Source organism: Lactobacillus sp. ESL0246, from assembly GCF_003692965.1.
Lineage (GTDB): Bacteria > Bacillota > Bacilli > Lactobacillales > Lactobacillaceae > Lactobacillus.
Genome location: NZ_REHC01000008.1, coordinates 152,957 through 177,355, shown reverse-complemented (window position 1 = coordinate 177,355; position 24,399 = coordinate 152,957). Strand labels below are relative to the sequence as shown.

The following is a 24,399-nucleotide window of genomic DNA, read 5'->3' as shown; positions in this document are numbered from 1 at the left end:
AAGGTTAAGCATGCAAAAAGCTCCAAAAATTTGTGAATTCATGATATTTAATTAATGTGGAAAAATATAAAATGTCGACTATTAAAAAACCGTAACAGTGTTGTTACGGTTTTCATAAAGCTATTATCAGTTGGGTTACTTTAAATAATACTGTTGCGATACAAGCCAATAACTTTTCCAAGAATATGAACACTTGATAAAATAATTGGTGACATTGAATCGTTCTCTGGTTGAAGACGGTAATGGTTCTTTTCTTTATAGAAACGTTTAACAGTTGCTTCGTTTTCATCTGTCATGGCAACGACAATTTCACCGTTAGTAGCAGAACTTTGTTTACGCACAATTACATTATCACCGTTTAATATGCCAGCATTGATCATGCTTTCGCCGTGTACCCTAAGCATAAACAGGTCACCCGCGTCATTTGCTAAGTCTGGAGGTAGAGGAAAGTAGTCTTCAATATCTTCTACGGCAAGAATCGGTTGCCCTGCCGTAACAACACCTACAATTGGAATTTCTGATGGCTTTACACCAAGCGCATTCTTTCCAGCTTCTGTTATTTCAAGGGCACGTGGTTTGGTTGCATCTTTAATTAGTAACCCTTTTCGCTGCAAGCGCGCTAAGTGACCATGAACCGTCGAAGTTGAAGATAGATCAACTTCATGGCAGATTTCACGGACAGTCGGTGGGAATCCACGTTTTTGAACCGTGTCATATATGTATTGAAGTATTTGTAATTGTTTAGAGCTTTGTTTGGTAGTCATAGATTTCTCCCATGTAGCGGACTTAATTTTAATGTTATTTTACCAGATATAACTATCAAGTACAAACAAACGTTCTAATTATTAAACCTTTTTTTATTTGTAAAAATAGGTTAGACTTTTAAACCAAGAGGTGTAACATGACGAAAGATAATGAAAAAAAATTAACAAATAGAATTAATGAATTGTACCACAAGAAAAAATCTGTCGGACTAACCGATGAGGAAGAAAGAGAGCGTCGGGAACTGCATAAGAAATTTATTGCGAATTTTCGGGCTGGATTTAAACAAGATGTTGAGAATTTAGTCATAATTGACAAAAACGGTAACGAATTAACATCTGAAAAAGCAAAAGCAGTTCAACGTAAAAAAGGTTTAAGAAAAGATTAAGTTAGACCTTTAAATTTATGTGATTTTTAGGTAAGATATACCTATTGGACAAATTGAGGTGATTATTTTATGAAATTGGGATTAGCGATCTTTTTAATAGTTATTGCACTCTTAATAGGTCTAGTTGGAGGCTTTTATGGTGCTAGAGCGTATATGAAGAAATATTTTAAGGATAATCCACCAATCAGTGAAGATATGATTGTTGCTATGATGTCACAAATGGGACAAAAGCCTTCGGCAAAGAAGGTTAACCAAGTAATGAACATGATGAAGCATCAAAAATAAAAGGTCTTACTAGATTGAAATTAAAGACGAGGATTTATTCTCGTCTTTTTATTTAGGCAAGATAGGTGAAAAATGGGTATATTTTTTAAATTAAAATGGTTTTTTAAACAAGAAAAAAGGAGATATATAATTGGAGTTGCATTTTTAGCTTTAACTTCTGTGGTCAATTTAGTTCCACCAAGAATTTTAGGGTTAATGGCAGACCAATTAAATCAAGGGTACATTAGTTGGCAAGAATATGCTGTATTAATTTTTGCAATTCTTATTGCTGCATTATTATTATATGGTTTTCGTTATTTTTGGCGTAAACAAATATGGGGTGGAGCCGCTAAGCTTGAACTTAAACTACGTTCAAAATTATTTCGTCACTTTATGGAAATGGATCGAACCTTTTATCAACGGCATAGAACAGGTGATTTAATGGCACATGCAACTAATGATGTCTCAGCTGTTCAATCAGTCGCTGGTGAAGGCGTTTTGACACTAGTTGATTCTTTAATTATGGGAATATCAACAATGGTGGCAATGATAATATTTGTTAATTGGCGTTTGACAATTGTTGCCTTAATCCCATTGCCATTCTTAGCGTGGGGCGCACGTAAACTTGGTGATCAACTGCATGATTCCTTTGATAAATCACAGGCTGCTTTTTCTAGGTTAAACAATAAAACTCAAGAATCAGTTTCTGGCATAAAAGTTTTAAAGACCTTTGGTCAAGGAAAGCAGGATACTGAAGCATTTACACAAATGGTCAATGATACGATCAAAATAAACAAAAAAGTTTTTAAATGGGATGCAATGTTTGATCCGTTAGGAACACTGCTAATTGGCTTGACATATACTATTACCATTATTTATGGTGGAATCATGGTTGCTAAGCACACTCTTTCTATTGGACAATTAGTATCTTTTATTGCGTATATTGGCAATATGGTTTGGCCAATGTTTGCGATTGGCTATTTGTTTAATATTTTAGAACGTGGTAGTGCAAGCTACGATAGAATTGAAAAACTATTAGCAGAAAAGCCGGCCATCACAGATGATGGAGCAGATCAAACAATTACTTCGGAAGACTTGACTGGAGACTTAAGGTTTTCAATTAAATCATTTGCTTATCCAGATGAACCTACAATTCCTGTTTTAGAAAATATCAAATTCAACTTAAAACCAGGTCAGACATTGGGTATAGTAGGAAAAGTTGGCTCTGGGAAGTCGACGATTATTGAATTACTTTTGCGTGAATTTGATCGTTATGATGGACAAATAACAATTAATGGATATGATATTCGTGAAATTCCCCTTAATGTGTTGCTGCGAGAAATATCATATGTGCCTCAAAATAATTATCTATTTTCAACAAGTATTCAGAACAATATTTCATTTTCCAAAGTAAATGCAGATGAGGCAGATGTTATTGCAGCAGCTAAAAAAAGTGATTTACATAATGATATTTTACAAATGCCCGGAGGCTATAATACTTTAATTGGTGAAAATGGAGTTTCACTTTCTGGGGGCCAAAAACAACGGATGTCAATTGCACGTGCCTTGTTAAAGCAGAGTCAGATTTTAATTCTAGATGATGCATTGTCAGCGGTTGATGCCAAAACTGAAATGACAATTTTAAAAGCATTGAATAAGGAACGACAAGGAAAAACAACGTTGATTGCTACACATAGATTAACTTCTGTCATGAATGCCGATTTAATTTTAGTTTTAAAGAACGGTAGAATTATCGAGCAAGGAACTCATAATCAGTTAGTGTCTGCAAACGGTTGGTATAAAGATACATGGAGTCGTCAGGAACTAGAAGAGAAAGTAGGTGAATAAGGTGGATAATCAAAATTCGAATCAATCAGTATGGTCTCAGGAAATACCTGTTAAGGAGCAACTAAGTATTTTAAAGAGGCTGTTGCATTATGTATTGTATTTTAAAAATGAAATGATTATTTCAGGTGTTGGTGCTTTTCTAGTTAGTGTAATCAACATGCTTTTGCCATATGGATTACAGTATTTTCTTGATAATTTTCTAGTAAAAGTAAATGTCACGACTCAAATAATTTTATTTGGTGGCTTATTATATGCCTTGGGTTCAGTTATAAAAGGCTGTTTACAATTTACATATGAATATTTCTTTTCGTTAGGTTCAGAAAAATCATTAGAATTTCTAAGAGTTAAGCTCTATCAAAAATTGCATCAATTGGGAATGCGTTATTTTGATCAAACTCCAGCTGGTTCAATTGTCTCACGTGTGACTAATGATACGATGACACTAAGCAATTTTTTAACAGTATTAGCTAGTGTTGTTATTTCAATTTTTTCGGTTATTTCTGCCCTTGTTGCAATGTTTTCTACCAATGTTGTTGCTGGCTGCATTGTTCTAGCATTTTTACCAATACTGTTAATAATAATCTGGTTATATTCAAGAAAAAGTTCAAAGTTATATCGCAACTACCGTGAAAATCTGAGTCGAATTAATACCAACTTAAATGAGTCAATTGAAGGAGTTTCTCTAATTCAGCAATTTAAGCAGGAAAAGAGAATGGGTCAATACTTTGAAAATGAAAACTTTGCATTAATGAAAACCCGGTTTAGTATGATTACGTTAAATTCAATCCTATTGTCACCGTTAACAAGTTTGTTATATTCGTTAGCATTGGCTTTGACATTAATGTATTTTGGTTATCCTTTACGACAAACTTTTGTTCCAGCTGGAGTAGTTTATGCATTCTCACAATATATTTCACAATTATTTAACCCTATATCAAATTTAATGGATCAAATGACTTTCTTTCAAGATGGGATAGTTGCCGGAAAAAGAATTTTTCGTATTCTCGATGATACTAATTACGAACCACAGCAAGATGAGCAACTTGGATTAACTATTACCAAAGGAAAGATCGAATTTAAGCATGTAAGTTTTTCTTATGATGGAAAAAACGAAATACTACATGATATATCGTTCACAGTAAATCCAGGGCAAACCCTAGGTATTGTTGGTCATACAGGATCTGGGAAAAGCTCAATCATTAATGTGATGATGCGTTTTTACGAATTTTATCAAGGTGAAATTTTGATAGATGGTGTGGATATCAAAAAATATCCTAAAGCCGAACTTCGTCAAAAACTTGGACTTGTTTTACAAGAACCGTTTATGTTTTATGGTGATATAAATTCGAATATTAGACTATATAACGCAACAATTTCGGATCAACAAATTAAAGATGCGGCTAAAACGGTTCAGGCTGATGAATTTATTGAAAAACTTCCTGGTAAATATAAAGCAAAAGTTGGCGAAGGTGGAGATGAATTCAGTCAGGGACAACGGCAGTTGATCTCATTTGCCCGAACTCTTGTGACTGATCCGAAGATTTTAGTTTTGGATGAGGCAACAGCAAATGTCGATACCGAAACGGAAACATTGATTCAAAATGGTCTAAAAAGATTACGTCAGGGTCGAACCACCTTGGCTATTGCGCATCGATTATCAACAATTGTTGATGCTGATCAAATAATTGTTTTAGATAGTGGAAAGATTGTAGAACGAGGCACACATCAGCAGTTGCTTGCCCAAAAAGGTTATTATTACAATCTTTATACTTTGCAAAATCAAAAGTAATTTTGATAGATAATTAAATAAGAGTCTGGAGAAACTATTCTCCTTGATCAACAAAAAAGCGTTGAACTTGCATGTTCAACGCTTTTTCTCGGTCTTGATATTATTAATTATAAAACCATAAGTGTTCGTAGACTAATAACAATGTATCAAAATTATACCACAGGCAATCACACATTTAAAATCTCGCTTTTTACCCTATAGCCATAAGATTGTCTAGACGCTTACCCAAAATCAGCCAATGCTGTATTTGGCTGACCAACAGACCATGTCCTATTACACAATTAATAATTTTCACGTCAGCAAAAATGTTAATCAAACAGTGTTTTTTTCTGTTTTAATAGCCTAAAGTAGAGTGTTTGTTGTATAATCATATTCTTTTTATTGATTGTACTAAAATTTAAGCTAATGCCACCAAGAAAAAAGAGACAAACAATGATGTGACCCACGAAATTAAGACAATCTCGGAGGTTATATTTTTATGTCTAAATTATCTAAACAAGATAAAATTAATTACTTAGTAATCATATAATTTCTTGTCATTGGCAGGTTTTCACCAGATGGTCCCTTGGTTATCAAATACTGTACAACATCAATATTGCCGGATTCAAAGGAAGCAGCACAAGCTTGCAAGTATAAATCCCACATTCTAGTAAAGCGTTCACCCATTTTCTTTTGGATTACATCACGTTGATCATTAAAATTGGCGTCCCAAATTTCTAATGTTCGCTGGTAATGACGTCTAAGCATTTCTAAGTCATCAATTTGTAAACCACTGGCGATAATATGTTCAATATTTTCACTTAATCCAGGAACATAACCACCTGGGAAAATATATTTATTAATCCAAGCGTTTTTAGCCCCGCCTTGCTGACGAGTAATTCCATGAATTAAAGCAATTCCGTCTTTTTTAAGATATTTAGATACATCTTGAAAATATTCGCCTAAGTTTTCTTGTCCAACATGTTCAAACATTCCAACTGATGTAATATAGTCCCATTGTTGGTTACCAAGTTCACGGTAATCTTTTAATTGAACTTCAGCCACATCTTGAAGATTTTGATCATAAATCTTTTTTTGGACTAACTTATATTGTTCTTCACTAAGGGTCACTCCAGTAACTTTTAGACCGTATTTTTGGGCAGCGGTTAACATTAAAGTTCCCCAGCCACATCCGATATCAAGCAATGTTTTACCTTTTTCTGGATGTAATTTTTCAAGAATATGATTAATCTTAGCAAGTTGTGCTTTTTCTAAATTATCATGATTATCTTCTTCAAAATAAGCGCAAGAATATGTCAATGTTGGATCTAACCATAATTCATAGAAATCATTTCCAATATCATAATGACTTTGAACATCTTTTTCACTTTGCTGTTCGGTATGTCTTTCTTGGGGTAAAAATTTGCGAAATTTTGAGGAGCGCAAAAAACTATCGGCGCTCTCATAAGCTCCCCAAATTAACTTTTGTAGACTGCCTTTGATTTCAATCTTTTTATCCATATAAGCTTCGCCTAGTGCAAGCGATGCGTTACGGGAAATGGCTGTTACCGGAATTTTTTCATTAAAAACAATTTCGATATTCGGGCTACCGTTTCCGTATATTTCGCTCTTACCATCCCAATAAGTGACTTTTATTGGAAACGGAAAGGACTTGCTCAGCATTGTCCTGTAAAATGTTTTTTCTAACAATTTTCGAATACCTCCATTTATATAATCATTATTATTAACATTTTAACACTTATAAAACATGTTCGAAAAATCTTGCATCAATTCCATATATAAGTTTGCTAGTGTTTATTTAATTAAAAAATCAAAAGTTGCAATAATAATGCGTTCTGAAATATTAAATGAGAACAAATAAAAGTCGAGAAAATTTCTCGACTTTTATTTAGGTTGATAATGAAAATTGGGATTTTGTTCGTAGTCTATTTTATTCCATGCCTCTTGAAGCTGCTTGCCCAGTAATTCTTCATTTTCATGTGTCAGTTTCACTTTTCGATCAACTTGAAAGGGTTCTCCAAAGCAAACTTCCAAAGGCTTACGTTTGAGTAAATCAGTAAATGTAAGCGGTCCTTGATAAACTACGGGGACAATTGGTTTGCCAGAAAGCTTGGCAATAGCAATCGTTCCTCCTTTAAGTTCTGTGGAATGGCGAGTTCCTGATGGAAAAATAATTAATGAATAATTGCCATTTTTAAGTCCCTTAATTGGGGTCTTTAAAGCAGAAGGTCCGGGATGCTGGCGATCGACAGCAAAAGCATGAGCATGTTTTAGAATAAAACGTAAAATTGGATTTTTAAATAACTCGATTTTACTCATAAACATAAATTCTTTTGGACTGGCAGCAAGAGCAAACAAGATGGGTTCCCACCAAGTGCGATGCGGCGCAGCTAATATATAATTTCCTTCAGGAATGCGTTCCTTATGATTAACGTGTAAATGCCCATTAATTAGCCACACAATGAAGCGAGCAACGGGTCGAATAAAATGATAAAACATAATTCCCTCCATTTGTTGTAAAATATTATAGCAAAGCTTAGGAAGAGGATAAAACTTTTATGATAAATTTGAAAAAAAATGAGCGAATTGACTATATGTATAGCGACCATTTAAAAATCATTCAGGATAAAACGTCCTTTAGTTTTTCTCTTGATACATTACTTTTGGCCTCAATGGCTAAAAATTCAATTAAGGATAACTTTAAAGTTGCAGATCTTTGTGCAGGTAACTGTGCGGCAACAATCTATATGGCATATTTTAACCGAGCAAAGTATGATGCAATAGAAATTCAAGAAGATATTGTTTCTCAAGCAGAGCGTTCAGTTACATTAAACCAAATGGAAAATCGAATCAAGGTTTATTCGGAAAATGTTAAGGATGCAACGACCTTTTTACGAAAGGATTACTATGATGTTATAGTCGTGAATCCACCGTACTTCAAGGTTGTTAAAGATCACAAGATTAATCCAGATGCTAAAAAAGCCATTGCTCGCCATGAACTTCTAATTAATCTTGAAGAAATAATTAACGTTTCGAGCATGTTACTTAAGATGAAGGGGAAGATGTTTATGGTTCATCGACCCGAGCGTCTGAATGAAATTGCCTACTGTTGTCTAAAGCATGATTTAAGCATTAAGTTGATTCAGCCATATGTTTCTCATCGCGGTGAAAACAGTAATTTAATTATTATTGAGGCAGTCAAGCATACCAGTAGTGATGGCTTGGTTTTAAAAGATCCAATTGAAGTTCATAATCAATCTGGAGATTATCAACCAGTCATTCAGCGAATAATTCGTGAATCAGATACTGAAAAGAGGAGTAGAGCAGATCGCAAAGAATATTATTTCTATGTTCTTCTTTGCAGTGACGGAAGCTTCTATGGTGGTTTTACTGATAATCTTAAAAAGCGCCTACAAACTCATAATGATGGCAAGGGAGCTAAATATACCAAAGCACGTCGACCAGTCAAGATGATTTACCACGAAAAGTTTGCTGATAAAAAGTTGGCTCTTAAACGTGAATACTGGTTTAAACACCATTCTAGACAATGGAAGGAAGCTTTTTTAAAAGAACACAGAGTTGACTTTTAGTCTTGCATCTTTAGTAAAAATTTAGTATTATTTTCTAGTGTGCTATAAGTACATGGATAAAACATCAAGGGCGATTAACATTTTGGTGCCAAATATTGGTGAAACGTTAAAATGACCGCTTGAGAGGATTAAAACCATAGGAGGAAGTTATAATTATGTCAGTAGTTTCAATGAAACAATTACTTGAAGCTGGTGTCCACTTTGGCCACCAAACTAGAAGATGGGATCCTAAAATGGCTCCTTACATTTTTACACAAAGAAATGGCATTTACATCATTGACTTGCAAAAGACAATTAAGATGTTAGATGATGCATACGCATTTGTTAGAGCAGTTGCTCAAAATAATGGTGTTATTCTTTTTGTGGGTACTAAAAAACAAGCTCAAGATTCAATTGCTGAAGAAGCAACTCGTGCAGGTCAATATTATGTTAACCAACGTTGGTTAGGTGGTACTTTGACTAACTGGAAGACCATCCAAAGCCGAGTTCAAAGATTAAAAGATTTAAAGAAAATGTCAGAAGATGGTACTTTCGATGTACTACCAAAGAAGGAAGCCTCACTTTTAACTAAAGAAATGGATAAGTTAGAAAGATTCTTAGGTGGTATTGAAGATATGCCTAGAATTCCTGATGTCTTATTTGTTGTTGACCCTAAGAAAGAAAAGATTGCTGTACATGAAGCAAATATTTTGGGTATTCCAGTCGTAGCGATGGTTGATACCAATACTGACCCAGAACCAGTAGATGTTGTTATTCCTTCAAATGATGATGCTATCCGAGCAATTCGCTTAATTTCTGGTGCAATGGCTGATGCTGTTATTGAAGGTAAGCAAGGTCAAGATGATAGTGATGAGAAAGTTGAAGCCGAAATGGTTAAGGGCAGTGACGACAATGCTACTGTAGAAACTGAAGAAGCTTCAGACGAAGACTAGTTTTATTTGGAAGGAAACTTTAATGGCTAACATTACTGCTAAACAAGTTAAAGAGTTACGTGACCGGACCGGTGCCGGGATGATGGATTCCAAGAAAGCTTTAGTTCAAGCTGATGGAGACATTGAAAAAGCAATCGATATCTTAAGAGAAAATGGTGTTGCTAAAGCTGCTAAGAAGAGTGGTCGGATTGCAGCTGAAGGCTTGGCAGAGTTCGCCTTTGAGGGCAATACTGCTGTTTTAGTTGAGATCAACTCAGAGACTGACTTTGTTTCTTCAAATGACAAATTCATTAAATTAGTCGACGATGTTACTAAGGCAATTCTTGCAACTAAACCTGCCAATGTTGAAGAAGCATTGAAAGCACCAATGGGTGATACTACTATTGGTGATGCAATCACTAATTTGACTGCTGTTATTGGCGAAAAGATCACTTTGAGAAGATTCGATTTGATTTCTAAGAATGATGATGAAGTATTTGGTGCATACAAGCATAATGGTGGTGCAATTGTTGCTCTTGTTACTTTAAAGGGTGATAGCGCAGAAGCCGCTAAGAATATTGCAATGCACGTAGCTGCAATTAATCCAGAATACTTAAACAAAGAATCAGTTCCTAAAGCTGACTTTGATCGACAAAAAGAAGTTTTCACTAAGGAAACTGAAAAAGAAGGCAAGCCTGCTAATATTATTCCTAAGATCGTTGAAGGTCGAGTTAATAAATACTTGAGTGAAATTTGCTTGGTTGATCAACCTTACGTTAAGGATAGCGACATGACAGTGGCAGAATATGCAAAATCAGCCAATTCTGAAGTAGTAAACTTTACTCGTTATGAAGTTGGCGAAGGTATTGAAAAGAAACAAGAAGACTTTGCTGCTGAAGTTAAAGAACAAATGAAATAATATTTTCAATTTTAATTTTTAAAATTGATACGAAACCCCATAATTAGTTGTCGTAATTATGGGGTATTTGTATGTTAATTAATGACTCATAATTAAAGGTATTATCATTGAATTCACAAAAATTATGAAGATAGTTTTACTGTCTTTAATATTGAAATTTGTTTTCAGTTAAAACTAATAATCCGTCCTAATTTAAGTGATGAATTCTAGCTAATTATAATAAATGTAAAGTTTGATAATATTACAATAGAGTGTTAATTAGATAGAGACGATAGATTAATTTAACTATATGAAAGAAAGTTATGAAAACGTATTTAAGTATTGACATTGGTGGTACAGAAATTAAATTTGCTCAATTTAACCAAGCTGGTAATGTTATCGATAAAGGGAAAGTTAAAACCAAACATGAGAAAAAAAACTTTTTAGCAACTATAGATCAAATTATTGATAATTACTCAGCCGAAATAAAAGGTATCGCTTTTTGTACTCCAGGTAAAGTTGAAAAGACAAGAATTCGATTTGGTGGAGCTTTGCCTTTTCTGGATGGAGTTGATTTTGCCCAAAGATATGGTAATAAGCTTAATATTCCAGTTGCAGTTATCAATGATGGTAAAGCTAGTATTTTGGCTGAGAGCTGGCTGGGCAGTTTAAAGGGTGAGAAAAATTGCGCAGCAATTACTTTGGGTACCGCTGTTGGAGGCGGCATTATAATTGATGGACATTTGCTGGAAGGAGTTCATTATCAAGCTGGCGAGCTTAGTTTCATGATTTGTAATAGTTCACATCTGTCAAAGATGGCTGGAAGTGCTGCAATAACTGGCTCGGCAGTCAAATTTATTCAGGAAGTTAATCATCATCTCGGTTATTCAGATGAAAATGATGGTCAAAATGCTTTTGATGCTATTCAAGAAAAAAATCCTGAAGCGGTCAAAATTTTTCATTCGTTTTGCTTGAGGATTGCAATCTTGATTTTGAATCTTCAAACAGTTGTAGATGTAACTAAAATTGCAATTGGTGGTGGAATAAGTGCCCAGCCCATTTTGCTTCCTGCAATTAATAAGGCGTATGATAAATTAATTTATGAGATAAACCCGGTGATCGGGCAAACCTTAACTAAACCAAAAATAGTTGCAGCAAGTTTTCAAAATGAATCTAATCTTTATGGGGCTTTGTATAATTTGTTGTTACAAATGAACAACGAAAATTTGAATCATTAAATTTGAAACTCATTTCGAAAAAATAGATTTTGTTAGTTTAACTACCAATTTGTTTGATAAAGGATGAGTTTTTTTATGACAAAAATCCGTTCTTTTGTTTTGTTCATCAACATTAAAAGACTTTATATGGTAGAATAATTTAAGTTAATAGAGGAGGTTGTCATGACTGAAGTTAAATATAGGCGGGTTGTTTTGAAAATTTCCGGAGAAGCTTTAGCCGGTGATAAGGGTACTGGTATTGATCCGACGGTCATTAGTCATTTAGCAGAAGAAATCAAGACAGTTCACGATTTAGGCGTTGAAATTGGAATTGTTTGTGGTGGCGGAAACATGTGGCGAGGAGAAACCGGGGCGAAACTTGGAATGGAACGTTCCCAAGCAGACTACATGGGAATGCTAGCGACTATCATGAACGGCCTAGCTCTTCAAGATGGTTTAGAGCATGTCGGTGTTCCAACAAGGCTTCAAACTTCTATTGAAATGAGACAAATCGCTGAACCTTACATTAGAAGAAAGGCAATCCGTCATTTAGAAAAGGGCCGTGTAGTAATTATGGGTGGAGGTACTGGTAATCCGTATTTTTCAACCGATACAACTGCGGCTTTACGTGCAGCCGAAATAAATGCTGATGTTATTTTAATGGCTAAAAATGGCGTTGATGGTGTTTATACAGCTGATCCTAAGCTTGATCCAAGTGCAACAAAGTATAGCGAATTAACTCAACTTGATGTTATCGCTAAAGATTTAAAGGTGATGGACAGAACAGCAAGTTCACTTTCAATGGACACAAATATTCCGTTAATTGTTTTTAATGTGAATACTGAAGGAAATATTAAACGAGTTGTTTTGGGAGAAAATATAGGAACAGTTATTGAAGGAGGAAAATAATGAATAATGAAGTAATTAAAAAAGCCAAACAAAACATGAGTAAGTCGATCAATGTTTTTGAAAAGAATCTTGCGTCTATTCGTGCAGGCGTAGCAAATTCAGCTATTCTTGATGGTATTAAAGTGGATTATTATGGTGTTCCAACTCCTTTAACGCAAATGGCAGGTATTACAATTCCAGAAGCACGTGTTCTTTTGATTACGCCATATGATCAAACTAGTTTAGATAACATTGAACATGCTTTGCTCGCTTCTAATCTTGGATTGACTCCAGCAAATGATGGTAAAGTCATCCGTTTGGTAATTCCACAGTTAACTGGTGAAAGACGCCAGGAAATTGCTAAGCAAGTTAATAAACTTGCCGAAGAAGGTAAAATTGCTATTAGAAATATTCGTCGTGATGCAATGAATAGTTTAAAAAAACAACAAAAAGATGATGAAATAACTGAAGATGAGCAACGTAATCTTGAAAAGCAAGTTCAAAAGGAAACTGATAATGCAACTAAAAAGGTGGATGAACTTGCTGAACAGAAGCGTAAAGAAATCACGCAAGGATAACGAATGGCAGATAAAAAGAATCAATTAAATCATCTGGCAATTATTATGGATGGTAATGGCCGTTGGGCTACTAAGCAGGGCAAACCTCGCATTGCTGGACATCATGAAGGAATGAATAATGTTGAGCGCATAACATTGGCCGCTAATGATCTTGGAATTAAAGTACTATCATTATATGCCTTTTCTACTGAAAATTGGGCACGTCCAAAAGAAGAAGTAGCGTATTTAATGAATTTACCTGTTCGCTTTTTTGATAAATTTATGCCAACATTGATGGAAAATAATGTTAAGGTTAATATTATGGGTTATCTTGATCAGTTGCCAGCAAAAACTTTTACAGTTGTGGAACGTGCCATGACTCAAACTGCTAATAATACTGGTTTGATTTTAAATTTTGCTTTCAATTATGGTTCAAGAAGTGAGATAACAACTGCAGTAAAGGAAGTAGCTGGGTTGGTAGAATCTAAGCAAATTACTTCTAGTCAAATTAATGAGCAAATGATTTCTGAGCATTTGATGACCGCTAACCTTGGAGAATATTGTGATCCAGACCTTTTGATAAGGACTTCAGGAGAGCAAAGGCTTTCAAATTTTTTGCTCTGGCAATTAGCTTATGCTGAATTAGCTTTTAGCCCTAAATACTGGCCGGATTTTACTAAAAAAGACTTAGCGGAGTTTGTTAAAGATTTTCAAAATCGACATCGTCGTTTTGGCAAAGTCGATGAATCAGATAGTTAGGTAATTATATGAAACAACGTGTGATCACAGCAATTATTGCTTTAATGTTATTTATTCCTATTGTTCTTTTAGGTGGAATATGGATGGATTTACTAACAGTGGCTTTTGCTGCAGTTGGTATTAGCGAAATATTCTTGATGAAGAAGCAAATTTTGGTTTCTATAAACTTTTTATTAGCTTTACTTGCAACGATAATTTGGGCAGTTCCTGATAGTTTTATCAAGAGTATGCCATTTCATTGGACAAAATATGGAATTTACTTTAGTTTAATTATGCTAATGTTGACTTGGACTGTTTTATCTAAGAACAAGACGACATTTGATGATGTCGGTGCATATACATTAGGTTCTTTGTATATTGGAACAGGATTTCATTACATGGCAAGTATAAGAAATAGTTCTAACGGATTAGCTTTATTGTGCTATGTATTTGTAGTGGTGTGGCTAACTGATACAGGAGCTTACATGATTGGTCGCAAAATAGGTAAGCATAAATTATGGCCCGTAATTAGTCCCAACAAAACCTGGGAAGGTTCCCTGGGGGGGACGTTATGTGCCGTAATATGTGCAGCAATTTATACTTATTTTGTTCAAGTAGGTCAACCACAAATAGAAATGATCGGTTTTGCACTAATTTTATCAATTATCGGTCAAATGGGGGATTTAGTAGAATCAGCGTATAAACGTTACTACGGCGTTAAAGATTCGGGTAAAATATTGCCAGGTCATGGTGGTATTTTAGATCGCTTTGACAGTATGTTGTTTGTTTTACCAGTTTTTGCTGCTTTATTAGGAATTGTGCATTAGGTGATAAATTTGAAAGGAATATTAATCTTTCTAATAGTTTTTGGCTTGCTGGTTTTTATTCATGAATTTGGTCATTTTATTGTCGCAAAAAAATGTGGGATTTTAGTTCGTGAATTTTCGATTGGGATGGGACCTAAACTCTTTCAAGTTCGTCGTAATCCAACTATGTATACTATTCGTTGGTTACCTTTAGGCGGATATGTACGTTTAGCTGGAAGTGACGAAGATACTGCACTTGAGCCTGGGATGTTAGTTATTGTCCAATTGGATAATAACGAAAAGGTAACAAGAATCGATGCTTCCGGTTCAGATATTCCAATTGAAGGAATACCTGTGCAAATTACCAAGGCGGATTTAGTTGATAAGTTGTTTATTAGTGGTTATGAAAATGGTAATGAAAGTAAAAACGTAACATATTCTGTCTGTCATGACGCCACTATTATTGACCAATCGAAGACAGAGTTAGTTATTGCCCCTCGTGATACGCAATTTCAAGAAGCCAATGTTTGGCAAAAGCTTGCTACAAATGTTGCTGGTCCTCTAATGAATATTATTTTAGGTTTTGTCGTTTTTTTGATCTGGACTTTTACGGTTGCTGGTCCTCCAACGACAACAATTGACAAGGTTAGTGCGGCCTCACCAGCAGAAAATGCACAAATTGAAGCAGGTTCAAAGATAATTTCAATTAATAATCATCCAGTCACCAGTTTTGACGATATTTCACAGCAAATTGATCAAAGCAGAGGAAACAATTTGCATATTAAGCTAAATAAAAATGGTCAAAATCAAGTAGTAAATGTTAGACCTCAAAAAGTTTCTATACAAGGTCAGACTAGTTATCAAATTGGTATTAAGGCCAAAAGTGATGAACGAGCAATAGTTAAATTAAAACGAGGCTGGTCTACCTCGGTTACAACAACGGGAATGATATTTAATGCTGTTGGGGATTTATTTAGTCATTTTAGTTTGAATAAATTATCTGGTCCGGTTGGTATTTATTCACAAACTTCACAGGTTTCACAGATGGGCTTTTCCTATGTATTAGCCTTTTTAGCAATGATATCAATTAATTTGGGGATAGTAAATTTAATTCCAATACCTGGCTTGGATGGTGGAAAATTTTTATTAAATTTAATTGAGCTTTTTCGTGGAAAACCGATTTCACCTGAACATGAAGCAATGGTTGAGCTTATCGGGTTTGGTTGTTTATTATTATTAATTATTGCTGTTACAGGAAACGATATTTATCGTTATTTTATTAAGTGAAAGATTTTTGTTCATTTGGGAGAAAATTAATGCGTCAATCTAAATTTTTTATGCCTACTTCAAAAGAAGCTCCTTCGGATGCAGTGGCAGAGAGTCATAAACTAATGCTTAGGGGAGGATATGTTCGTCAGGTTACTGCGGGGGTATATTCTTATTTACCATTAGGTTTTCGAGTTCTAAATAAAGTTCAACATATAATGAAGGAAGAAATGGCTAAGATCAATGTACCTGAAATGGCCATGCCTGATTTATTACCAGCTTCTCTTTGGGAAGAATCTGGTCGTTGGCAAAAATATGGTTTAGAAATGTTTAGACTAAAGGATCGACATGGTCGTCTAAGTCTATTAGGACCAACGCACGAAGAGACTTTTACCGAAATTGTAGCCAAAAATTTAAAGAGCTATAAACAGATGCCGATTGCGTTATATCAAATTCAAACTAAGTTTCGTGATGAAAATCGGCCACGCTTCGGATTACTTAGAACTCGTGAATTTATTATGCTAGATGCATATAGCTTTGCAGCTACCAAAGAACAACTTGATCAACAATTTGATGATGAGAAGAAGGCCTTTGAAGCTATATTTCATCGTTGTGGAGTCAAGGTGACCCCAGTTATTGCCGATTCTGGCACAATGGGTGGTAAAAATTCTACGGAGTTTCAAGCTCCAGCAGCAATAGGTGAGGATACTATTGCTACTAATGAAACTGGTACTTACTCTGCCAACCTAGAAATGGCAGCCAGTGTTGATACTTTCAAACCGGTAAAAGAAGATCCTCAACCTCTTAATCTGGTAGCAACACCCGATCAAGAAACAATTGCTGAATTGGCTAATTTCTTAAATGTTGAGAATACTCGAATTGTGAAGAGCGTTCTATATATTGTTAATGAAAAAGAACGTGTTTTAGTTTTAATTAGAGGTGATAAGCAAGTTAATGAGGTGAAGCTGACCCATTTGCTTGATGCGGATTCAGTTCGTGTTGCAACTGATGAAGAATTAAAACAAATAACTACTATTAGTAAGGGAAGCATTGGTCCGGTTAATGCAGACTGGGCTGATCAAATTGTTGCTGATGAAACAGTTAAGAATTTATCTAATGTGATTGTTGGGGCTAATAAGATCGGTTATCAGTTTGAAAATACAAATATCAATCGTGATTACAAAGTTGATATTTTTGGAGATATCCGAGTTGCTAATGAAGGCGAGCCTGACCCTATTGATCATTTGCCATTACAATTTACAACTTCAATTGAAGTTGGTCACATTTTCAAGCTTGGTACTTACTATACTGAAAAAATGGGTGCAAATTTCTTGGATCAAAATGGTAAGGCACAGCCAGTAATTATGGGTTCATACGGAATAGGTGTTACTCGCGTACTGTCTGCAGTTATTGAGCAACACCTAACTAAACATGGAATTGCTTGGCCACAGGAAATTGCTCCATTTGCTCTTCATATTGTCCAAATGAAAATGAAAGATGAAGCACAGACTCAATTAGCTGAAAAACTTGAACAAGAATATGGTAAGAAATATGATGTTCTATATGATGACCGCAATGAACGTGCTGGTGTAAAATTTGCAGATGCTGATCTTGTAGGCGCACCAATTAGGGTTACTATTGGTAAGAAAGCTAATGAAGAAATTGTTGAAGTCAAACGTCCGGTTGATGAAAAGGCTACTGAAATGACAATTAGTGAATTAGCTGATTTTGTAGAAAAAGAGTTAGGATAATTTTCGTGGCTACTAAAAACGAACTTTTCTTACGACTTTTAGAGCAAATCCATTTTCCAAATGAATTTGAGGATAATGAAGTTTTGCAAAAAGGCCAAATTACGGATGTAGACGTATATACTAAAGAACATAGGTGGGATATCCATGTTCTTTTTGCTACACCATTAAAATACGCGACTTACGATGCTTTAAATAATGCAATTACAGCAAGTTTTTCATCCTTTGTCAAAACACGGTTATTGATAAATTCTCAAGATGGTTCAGATGAATATTTGAAAGAGTATTGGAAACATGCGGTGCAAAATTCTCAAATTTTACAACCTGTTGCCCGAGAATTTATTTCAACTCATTTACCCAAAAAAGTAAATGGCCGCTGGATTATACCTGTTGATAATTTAGTAGTTGATGACTTAATTGACCAAAAGACACTTGATCAATTAGCAATGGAAATGCGTACGTTTGGCTTTTTCAATTTAAAATTTTTGACAGAAATTGATGAAGCAAACTCTCAAAATAATTTAGCTAGTTTGCAGCAACTACAAAAAGAACATGAGCATGATATGCAAAAAGCATACAATGCTGCAACACCAAAAGAACATTCTAACTCTCAACCTTATTCAACGAAAAAAACTCACTATGGAAATCATAAGCTTGATGAAAATATTCCAATTACTAAAATCAAAAACGTAATTGATGGCAGTAGAAATGTTGTAATCGAAGGTAATATTTTTAATGTTGAAACGCGCGAACTAAAAAATGGTGCAGTGATTTTTTTGGGTGAAATTACCGATTATACGGACTCACTGGTGTTTAAAAAATTTATAGCTGATAAAGATCAATTGCAAAATATTGCTAATTTAAAAGTTGGAACTTGGGCAAAAATGCAAGGTTCTGCTCTAGAAGATCAGTGGAGTCACGATACTGTTTTTAATATTTCTAATTTTGAAATTATCGAACATATTGGTCGCCAAGAAAAATATGATGGTGAGCAAAAGCGAATTGAGTTACACCTACATACTAATATGAGTCAACTAGATGCGACTAATCCAGCAAGTAAATTTATTGCAGCTGCAAAAAAATTCGGGCAAAAGGCAATTGCAATTACCGATCATGGCGGGGTTCAAAGTTTTCCCGAAGCCTATAACGCTGGGAAAAAGAACAATATTAAGATAATTTATGGTCTTGAAGCAAATATGATCGATGATCATGCTTTACTTATTCTTAATCCAGCTCCAATGAAATATCGAGACCGTGAATTTGTGATTTTTGATGTTGAAACAACGGGATTGTCGTCAGTGTACGATACAATCATTGAAATCGGTGCAGTCAAAATGAAAAATGGGGAAGTTATTGCTCGGTTTGATAAATTTATTAATCCCCATCACCCACTGAGTGAGCAAACAATTAACCTGACTTCGATTACTGATGAAATGGTGAGGTCAGCAGATGATGAAGCTGTTGTAATTAAACAGTTTCAAGACTTTTATGGTGATCGACCATTATGTGGACACAATGTACAATTTGACTTAGGATTTGTAAATGCTGCGCTAAGGCGTGCATCATTAGATGAAATCACGCAACCTGTAGTAGATACTCTGGAAGTATCAAGACTTTTACATCCAGAGCAAGCTAGACATACTCTGGATTCTCTTGCTAAAAAGTATCGAGTTGTTTTAGAACATCATCACCGTGCAAATCAGGATGCTGAAGCAACCGGCTATTTGATGTTTAAATTATTAGATGCATTTAATGATAAATATCATGAAGATGATTTGGGAAAAATGAATAGTTATGCTGCACATGGTCAGATCTTTAAGCGAGCAAGACCCCAGCATATGACTGTTTTGGCTCAAACGCAGGCTGGACTTAAAAATTTGTATCGACTAGTTTCAATTGCAAATACTAAATATTTTTATCGCATTCCACGAACTCCAAAATCAGACTTAATTAAAAATCATAAAGGCTTACTATATGGATCTGGATGTTCAGAAGGCGAAGTTTTTACTGCAATGTTGCAAAAAGGATATAATGAGGCTCGTGAAAAAGCAAAATTTTATGATTTTCTTGAGATTCAGCCCCCAGCGAATTATTCGACATTGATTGAAGACCATTTAATTAGTGACAAAGCGGAGTTAGAAGAAATTCTAACTAATATATATAAATTAGGTAAAGAGTTGGATAAACCGGTGGTGGCAACTGGTGATGCACATTATGTTGAACCAAGAGATGCAATTTACCGAACAATTTTAATTTCGGCTCAAAGAGGCAATCCTAATCGTAATAAAAAACAACCTGATTTACATTTTTACACAACTCAAGAAATGCTTGATGCGTTTAGTTTTTTGGGTGAAGAGGTCGCCAAAGAAGTAGTAATTTCAAATCCAAATAAAATAGCTGAGTCTACTGAAGAAATTTCTCCAATTAAGGATGGATTATATCCACCGCACATTGATAATGCAGATGAAGAAATGAAACGTCTAACTTATGATAAAGCACATGAATTATATGGTAACCCGCTACCTCAAATAGTACAAGATCGTTTAGATATGGAACTAAATTCGATTATTTCCAATGGTTATGCTGTTATTTATCTTATTTCACAACGATTGGTTGCTAAATCCAATAAAGACGGCTATTTGGTTGGTTCCCGTGGATCAGTTGGTTCTAGTCTAGTCGCTACGATGTCTGGTATTACTGAGGTTAATCCGCTAGCACCACATTATCGTTGTCCAAATTGCAAATACACCGAATTCTTTGAGAATGGTGAATATGGTTCGGGTTATGATTTACCAGATAAAAAATGTCCAAAATGCAATACTGAATTGGTAAAAGACGGACAAGATATTCCTTTTGCAACTTTTCTAGGCTTTCATGGTGATAAGGTGCCAGACATTGATTTGAACTTTTCTGGTGATTATCAACCGGTGGCACACAACTTTATTCGAGTTATGTTTGGTCCGACTAATTCATATCGGGCTGGGACTATTGCTACAGTTGCTGATAAAACAGCTTATGGCTATGCTAAACATTACGATGATGAAAAAGAATTAAGCTTGCGAAAAGCAGAATTAGATCGTCTGGCTACTGGTGTTAGTGGCGTTAAGCGAACAACCGGTCAACATCCAGCTGGAATTGTTGTAGTTCCAGATGACATGGATATTTATGATTTTACTCCTGTTCAATATCCTGCAGATGATGTAAATGCAGCTTGGAAAACCACTCATTTTGATTTTCATTCTATTCATGATAACATTTTAAAATTTGATATTCTTGGTCACGATGATCCAACGATGATCAGAATGTTGCAGGATTTGTCTGGGGTTGATCCATTAACTATTCCACCAGATGATCCTGGAGTTATGTCCTTGTTTTCTAGTCCTAAGATTTTAGGAGTAACTCCGGAGCAAATCCAATCAAAAACAGGAACTTTAGGCGTGCCAGAGTTTGGAACCAAATTTGTTCGTGGAATGCTTGAAGAAACAAAACCAACAACATTTTCAGAATTATTGCAAATTTCTGGATTATCCCACGGTACAGATGTATGGCTGGGCAATGCTGAAGAATTAATTAATAATGGCACGTGTAAATTAAAGAATGTAATTGGCTGTCGCGATAATATTATGATGGACTTAATTCACTGGGGTGTACAGCCTGAAGTTGCGTTCTCAACGATGGAGTCAGTTCGTCATGGGCGTGGAATTAGTGATGATGATATGGCTATTTTACAAGAAAATGATAAAATTCCTAATTGGTACATTCCTTCTTGTTTGAAGATTAAGTATATGTTTCCCAAAGCTCATGCCACTGCTTATATCTTAATGGCTTTGAGAATTGCATGGTTTAAGGTATATTATCCTGAAATATACTATGCCGCTTATTTTTCAGTTCGTGCAAATTTATTTGACTTAGTTGCAATGAGTCATGGGAAAAACACTGTAAAAAAAGCAATGAGTGATATTCAAGAAAAGGGCAATGATGCATCGGCGAAAGATAAGAGCTTGTTAACTGTTTTGGAAATTGCCAATGAATGTCTTGAACGCGGAATTAATATCAAAATGGTTGATCTTAATCAATCAGAAGCAACAAATTTTAAAATTATTGATCAACATACAATTTTGGCACCATTTAATGCAGTTCCAGGACTCGGTATTAATGCAGCAAAGCAAATTGTTGCCGCTCGCGCTGAACAAGAGTTTTTATCAAAGGAAGATTTGGCAAACAGGGGTAGAGTTTCTCAATCAATAATGAATTATTTAGAGGATAATGAGGTGTTAGCTGATTTACCAGATCAAAATCAACTCTCGCTCTTTTAATTTTTTGCAGTATTAATATAAATGTGGTATACTTCATATAGAAGTTCGAATAATGATTCGGAGTGAGCTATCTAGCTCACTCTTTTTATTACGGAGGAAAGTACTTGGCGAAAGTTAAAGAATCTGTTCTCGCAGAAATTAAGCCAATCATTGCGTCATGTAATGATGAATTAGTTGATTGTGAATACGTAAAAGAAAAAGGTCAAAATTATTTAAGGATATACGTTGATCGTGAAAATGGTATTGATATAAATGAAATTGCTAATTTAAGCGAGTTAATATCTGTAAAACTAGATAAAATTGAACCTGATCCATTTCCAGAGCCTTATGTTTTAGAACTATCTTCACCTGGAGTTGAGCGTGAGATTAAAACAGCTAATGATTGGAAAAAGGCATTGAATAATTATATTCATGTTGCCCTTTATCAAAAAATAGCTGATAAAAAAGAATATGAAGGTACATTGAGGTCATATAGTGGTGACGAGATTGAATTGGAAATCAAGATAAAAACTAGGCGAAAACAGATTACTATTCCCCGTAAATTGATTGCAAGTATTAGGTTTGCAATTGAATTTTAGAAAGGCTGATTAAAACTTATGTCTAAAGAAATGCTGGAAGCGTTTGCTACTTTAGAAAAAACAAAGGGCATTAAACAAGATGTTATCGTTGAGGCAATCGAAGCAGCTCTTGTTGCTGCTTATAAAAAAAATTATAACCAAGCAACGAATGTAGTAGTTGAATTTGATGAGCGCAAAGGTGATTTCAAATTAATGACTGAAAAGGCTGTTGTTGAAGAGGTTCATGATGATCGATTAGAAATCAGTTTAAAGGATGCTTTGGCTATTAATAGAGCCTATGAATTAGGCGATACAATTAGATTTGAAGTGGCTCCGAAGAACTTTGGTCGTATTGCCGCTCAAACAGCTAAGCAGGTCATTATGCAACATTTACGTGAAGCTGAAAGAAACCAAATAATAGATGAATATTCACAATATGAAGATGAATTGATCACTGGAACTGTCGAAAGACGTGATAATAGATTCGTTTATGTTAAAATTGGAAATGTTGAAGCAGTGATGCCACGTAATGATCAAATGCCTAATGAAAGTTATAATCCGCAAGATCAAATTAGAGTGCTAGTAACTCACGTAGGTTCCGATTCTAAAGGTGCACAGATTACTGTTTCACGAACTGCTCCTGACATGGTTAAGCGACTATTTGAACAAGAAGTTCCTGAAATTTATGACGGTACAGTTGAAATAGTTTCAATTGCTCGTGAAGCTGGTGATAGAACTAAGATTGCTGTTAAAACAAACGATCCTAATATTGATCCGGTTGGTACTTGTGTAGGTCAGCGTGGTGCCCGAGTTCAAAATGTAGTAAATGAACTTGATGGTGAAAATATTGATGTTGTTAAATATGAAGAAGATCCATCAGATTTTATTGCTAATGCGCTTAATCCTGCAGAGGTTATTGCAGTACAATTTGGAGATGAAGAGGATGAAAAGAGTGCTTTAGTAATTGTACCTGATTATCAATTATCGCTAGCAATTGGTAAAAAGGGACAAAACGTTCGCTTGGCAGCACGTTTAACAGGCTATAAAATTGATATTAGACCTGAATCAGAAGTTGAATTTGTTGATGAAGCTAATGCTGAAGAGCCTGAAGTCACAGCTGCTGTTGAAGCAAATGAGTCTTCTGAAGAAAGTAACGATCTTAGTCAAACCAGTGAAGCTGATGAGTCAACTTCTGATGAAGTTATTGATATTGAAGAATAATAAGTCAAGGAGGGGGTCTTTTGAAAAAAAGAAAAATTCCAATGCGAAAAGATCTGCTAACGAATACTATGAAGCCCAAAAAAGAGCTAGTTCGAATTGTAGTTGACAAGGATAAAAATGTGACCGTTGATCCGACAGGAAAAGAACCAGGTCGTGGAGCTTATGTTTCACTAGACCCGAGCAAAATTCAGTTTGCTAAAGATAAAGGCCTACTGGAACGCAGCTTAGGTGCAAAAATATCAGATTCATTCTATGAGGAATTATATTCTTATGTTGATCATCAAAAAGCAAGAAAAGAATTGTTTGGTGATAAATAACGTTGCAGAATAGACAAAAGGCATTAAATTTGTTGGGACTGGCTGAACGAGCTGGGAAACTAGTTACAGGACAAGAAATCGTTACTGTTGGACTTAAGGCAAAAAAAATTAAAATTGTTATTTTGGCTAGTGACATTCAACCAGATACCAGTGAAAAAGTAAGAAGAGTTGCTGGAAAAAATGAAATTAAAGTTATTTCCGACTTTACTAGTAATGAACTTTCACATGCTATCGGTAAGAAGCGTAAAGTATTAGGAATTACCGATGCTGGCTTTGGTAAAGCATTAGTTCAAAAGATTCATGAAGGAGTGTGATTGG

General features: G+C 35.0%; 22 protein-coding genes. 19 read left to right on the top strand and 3 right to left on the bottom strand.

Features of this window, described 5'->3' with window-relative positions; all coding sequences use genetic code 11:
- Positions 1 to 140 precede the first annotated feature (140 nt).
- Positions 141 to 764, bottom strand: a complete 624-nt coding sequence (lexA, locus tag F5ESL0246_RS04900) for a transcriptional repressor LexA (RefSeq protein WP_122018404.1) — start codon at positions 762 to 764, stop codon at positions 141 to 143.
- Positions 765 to 901: 137 nt separating this feature from the next.
- On the opposite strand from lexA, the gene F5ESL0246_RS04895 reads away from it, so the two are divergent.
- The 4 genes from F5ESL0246_RS04895 to F5ESL0246_RS04880 all read left to right on the top strand — a co-directional run bounded on the left by F5ESL0246_RS04895 (position 902) and on the right by F5ESL0246_RS04880 (position 5,051).
- Positions 902 to 1,150, top strand: coding sequence for a DUF896 domain-containing protein (locus tag F5ESL0246_RS04895; RefSeq protein ID WP_122018403.1), 249 nt, complete (start codon positions 902 to 904; stop codon positions 1,148 to 1,150).
- 69 nt (positions 1,151 to 1,219) lie between these two features.
- A complete protein-coding gene (locus F5ESL0246_RS04890) occupies positions 1,220 to 1,435 on the top strand; it encodes a YneF family protein (RefSeq protein WP_122018402.1) in 216 nt (71 codons plus the stop codon).
- 72 nt (positions 1,436 to 1,507) lie between these two features.
- Complete coding sequence (locus tag F5ESL0246_RS04885) at positions 1,508 to 3,262, top strand: ABC transporter ATP-binding protein (RefSeq protein WP_122018401.1); 1,755 nt, start codon at positions 1,508 to 1,510, stop codon at positions 3,260 to 3,262.
- A gap of 1 nt (position 3,263) precedes the next feature.
- A complete protein-coding gene (locus F5ESL0246_RS04880; RefSeq protein WP_122018569.1) occupies positions 3,264 to 5,051 on the top strand; it encodes an ABC transporter ATP-binding protein in 1,788 nt (595 codons plus the stop codon).
- Positions 5,052 to 5,561: 510 nt separating this feature from the next.
- Here F5ESL0246_RS04880 and F5ESL0246_RS04875 read toward each other — a convergent pair.
- Positions 5,562 to 6,740, bottom strand: coding sequence for a cyclopropane-fatty-acyl-phospholipid synthase family protein (locus F5ESL0246_RS04875; protein ID WP_122018400.1), 1,179 nt, complete (start codon positions 6,738 to 6,740; stop codon positions 5,562 to 5,564).
- Positions 6,741 to 6,935: 195 nt separating this feature from the next.
- On the bottom strand, positions 6,936 to 7,550 hold the full coding sequence (locus F5ESL0246_RS04870; RefSeq protein WP_122018399.1) for a 1-acyl-sn-glycerol-3-phosphate acyltransferase: 615 nt from the start codon (positions 7,548 to 7,550) through the stop codon (positions 6,936 to 6,938).
- Positions 7,551 to 7,609: 59 nt separating this feature from the next.
- On the opposite strand from F5ESL0246_RS04870, the gene F5ESL0246_RS04865 reads away from it, so the two are divergent.
- From F5ESL0246_RS04865 to F5ESL0246_RS04795, 15 genes are all read left to right on the top strand, one after another.
- Positions 7,610 to 8,641: a GIY-YIG nuclease family protein gene (locus F5ESL0246_RS04865; protein ID WP_122018398.1), complete on the top strand. Its 1,032-nt coding sequence runs from the start codon at positions 7,610 to 7,612 to the stop codon at positions 8,639 to 8,641.
- A gap of 155 nt (positions 8,642 to 8,796) precedes the next feature.
- Positions 8,797 to 9,573: a 30S ribosomal protein S2 gene (gene rpsB, locus F5ESL0246_RS04860; RefSeq protein WP_199688558.1), complete on the top strand. Its 777-nt coding sequence runs from the start codon at positions 8,797 to 8,799 to the stop codon at positions 9,571 to 9,573.
- Between the two features lie 22 nt (positions 9,574 to 9,595).
- Positions 9,596 to 10,471 carry a translation elongation factor Ts gene (tsf, locus tag F5ESL0246_RS04855; RefSeq protein ID WP_122018396.1) on the top strand — a complete coding sequence of 292 codons (876 nt, stop codon included), beginning with the start codon at positions 9,596 to 9,598 and terminating at the stop codon, positions 10,469 to 10,471.
- Positions 10,472 to 10,773: 302 nt separating this feature from the next.
- Entirely contained in the window at positions 10,774 to 11,688 is a 915-nt protein-coding gene (locus tag F5ESL0246_RS04850) for an ROK family protein (RefSeq protein ID WP_122018395.1), read from the top strand.
- Positions 11,689 to 11,850: 162 nt separating this feature from the next.
- Entirely contained in the window at positions 11,851 to 12,576 is a 726-nt protein-coding gene (gene pyrH, locus F5ESL0246_RS04845) for a UMP kinase (protein WP_122018394.1), read from the top strand.
- Positions 12,576 to 13,133 carry a ribosome recycling factor gene (gene frr / locus F5ESL0246_RS04840; protein ID WP_122018393.1) on the top strand — a complete coding sequence of 186 codons (558 nt, stop codon included), beginning with the start codon at positions 12,576 to 12,578 and terminating at the stop codon, positions 13,131 to 13,133. The genes pyrH and frr overlap by 1 nt, the downstream gene beginning before the upstream one ends.
- Positions 13,134 to 13,136: 3 nt before the next feature.
- The gene (locus F5ESL0246_RS04835; RefSeq protein WP_122018392.1) at positions 13,137 to 13,871 is read left to right on the top strand and encodes an isoprenyl transferase; all 735 of its coding nucleotides are present in this window, start codon (positions 13,137 to 13,139) and stop codon (positions 13,869 to 13,871) included.
- An 8-nt stretch (positions 13,872 to 13,879) separates the two neighbouring features.
- Entirely contained in the window at positions 13,880 to 14,677 is a 798-nt protein-coding gene (locus F5ESL0246_RS04830; protein ID WP_122018391.1) for a phosphatidate cytidylyltransferase, read from the top strand.
- Positions 14,678 to 14,686: 9 nt separating this feature from the next.
- Complete coding sequence (gene rseP, locus F5ESL0246_RS04825; RefSeq protein ID WP_122018390.1) at positions 14,687 to 15,943, top strand: RIP metalloprotease RseP; 1,257 nt, start codon at positions 14,687 to 14,689, stop codon at positions 15,941 to 15,943.
- Between the two features lie 29 nt (positions 15,944 to 15,972).
- Entirely contained in the window at positions 15,973 to 17,673 is a 1,701-nt protein-coding gene (locus tag F5ESL0246_RS04820; RefSeq protein WP_122018389.1) for a proline--tRNA ligase, read from the top strand.
- Positions 17,674 to 17,678: 5 nt separating this feature from the next.
- The gene (locus F5ESL0246_RS04815) at positions 17,679 to 21,986 is read left to right on the top strand and encodes a PolC-type DNA polymerase III (RefSeq protein WP_122018388.1); all 4,308 of its coding nucleotides are present in this window, start codon (positions 17,679 to 17,681) and stop codon (positions 21,984 to 21,986) included.
- 104 nt (positions 21,987 to 22,090) lie between these two features.
- Positions 22,091 to 22,564, top strand: a complete 474-nt coding sequence (gene rimP, locus F5ESL0246_RS04810) for a ribosome maturation factor RimP (RefSeq protein WP_122018387.1) — start codon at positions 22,091 to 22,093, stop codon at positions 22,562 to 22,564.
- Between the two features lie 18 nt (positions 22,565 to 22,582).
- On the top strand, positions 22,583 to 23,764 hold the full coding sequence (gene nusA, locus F5ESL0246_RS04805; RefSeq protein ID WP_122018386.1) for a transcription termination factor NusA: 1,182 nt from the start codon (positions 22,583 to 22,585) through the stop codon (positions 23,762 to 23,764).
- Positions 23,765 to 23,784: 20 nt separating this feature from the next.
- Complete coding sequence (gene rnpM, locus F5ESL0246_RS04800; RefSeq protein ID WP_122018385.1) at positions 23,785 to 24,081, top strand: RNase P modulator RnpM; 297 nt, start codon at positions 23,785 to 23,787, stop codon at positions 24,079 to 24,081.
- 2 nt (positions 24,082 to 24,083) lie between these two features.
- A complete protein-coding gene (locus F5ESL0246_RS04795) occupies positions 24,084 to 24,395 on the top strand; it encodes a ribosomal L7Ae/L30e/S12e/Gadd45 family protein (RefSeq protein ID WP_122018384.1) in 312 nt (103 codons plus the stop codon).
- Positions 24,396 to 24,399: the final 4 nt, after the last annotated feature.

Excerpts from the sequence above, each read along its gene's own strand:
- lexA (WP_122018404.1), bottom strand. The coding sequence starts at position 764 with ATGACTACCAAACAAAGCTCTAAACAATTACAAATACTTCAATACATA.
- F5ESL0246_RS04895 (WP_122018403.1), top strand. The coding sequence starts at position 902 with ATGACGAAAGATAATGAAAAAAAATTAACAAATAGAATTAATGAATTG.
- F5ESL0246_RS04890 (WP_122018402.1), top strand. The coding sequence starts at position 1,220 with ATGAAATTGGGATTAGCGATCTTTTTAATAGTTATTGCACTCTTAATA.
- F5ESL0246_RS04885 (WP_122018401.1), top strand. The coding sequence starts at position 1,508 with ATGGGTATATTTTTTAAATTAAAATGGTTTTTTAAACAAGAAAAAAGG.
- F5ESL0246_RS04870 (WP_122018399.1), bottom strand. The coding sequence starts at position 7,550 with ATGTTTTATCATTTTATTCGACCCGTTGCTCGCTTCATTGTGTGGCTA.
- F5ESL0246_RS04865 (WP_122018398.1), top strand. The coding sequence starts at position 7,610 with ATGATAAATTTGAAAAAAAATGAGCGAATTGACTATATGTATAGCGAC.
- rpsB (WP_199688558.1), top strand. The coding sequence starts at position 8,797 with ATGTCAGTAGTTTCAATGAAACAATTACTTGAAGCTGGTGTCCACTTT.
- tsf (WP_122018396.1), top strand. The coding sequence starts at position 9,596 with ATGGCTAACATTACTGCTAAACAAGTTAAAGAGTTACGTGACCGGACC.
- F5ESL0246_RS04850 (WP_122018395.1), top strand. The coding sequence starts at position 10,774 with ATGAAAACGTATTTAAGTATTGACATTGGTGGTACAGAAATTAAATTT.
- pyrH (WP_122018394.1), top strand. The coding sequence starts at position 11,851 with ATGACTGAAGTTAAATATAGGCGGGTTGTTTTGAAAATTTCCGGAGAA.
- frr (WP_122018393.1), top strand. The coding sequence starts at position 12,576 with ATGAATAATGAAGTAATTAAAAAAGCCAAACAAAACATGAGTAAGTCG.
- F5ESL0246_RS04835 (WP_122018392.1), top strand. The coding sequence starts at position 13,137 with ATGGCAGATAAAAAGAATCAATTAAATCATCTGGCAATTATTATGGAT.
- F5ESL0246_RS04830 (WP_122018391.1), top strand. The coding sequence starts at position 13,880 with ATGAAACAACGTGTGATCACAGCAATTATTGCTTTAATGTTATTTATT.
- F5ESL0246_RS04820 (WP_122018389.1), top strand. The coding sequence starts at position 15,973 with ATGCGTCAATCTAAATTTTTTATGCCTACTTCAAAAGAAGCTCCTTCG.
- nusA (WP_122018386.1), top strand. The coding sequence starts at position 22,583 with ATGTCTAAAGAAATGCTGGAAGCGTTTGCTACTTTAGAAAAAACAAAG.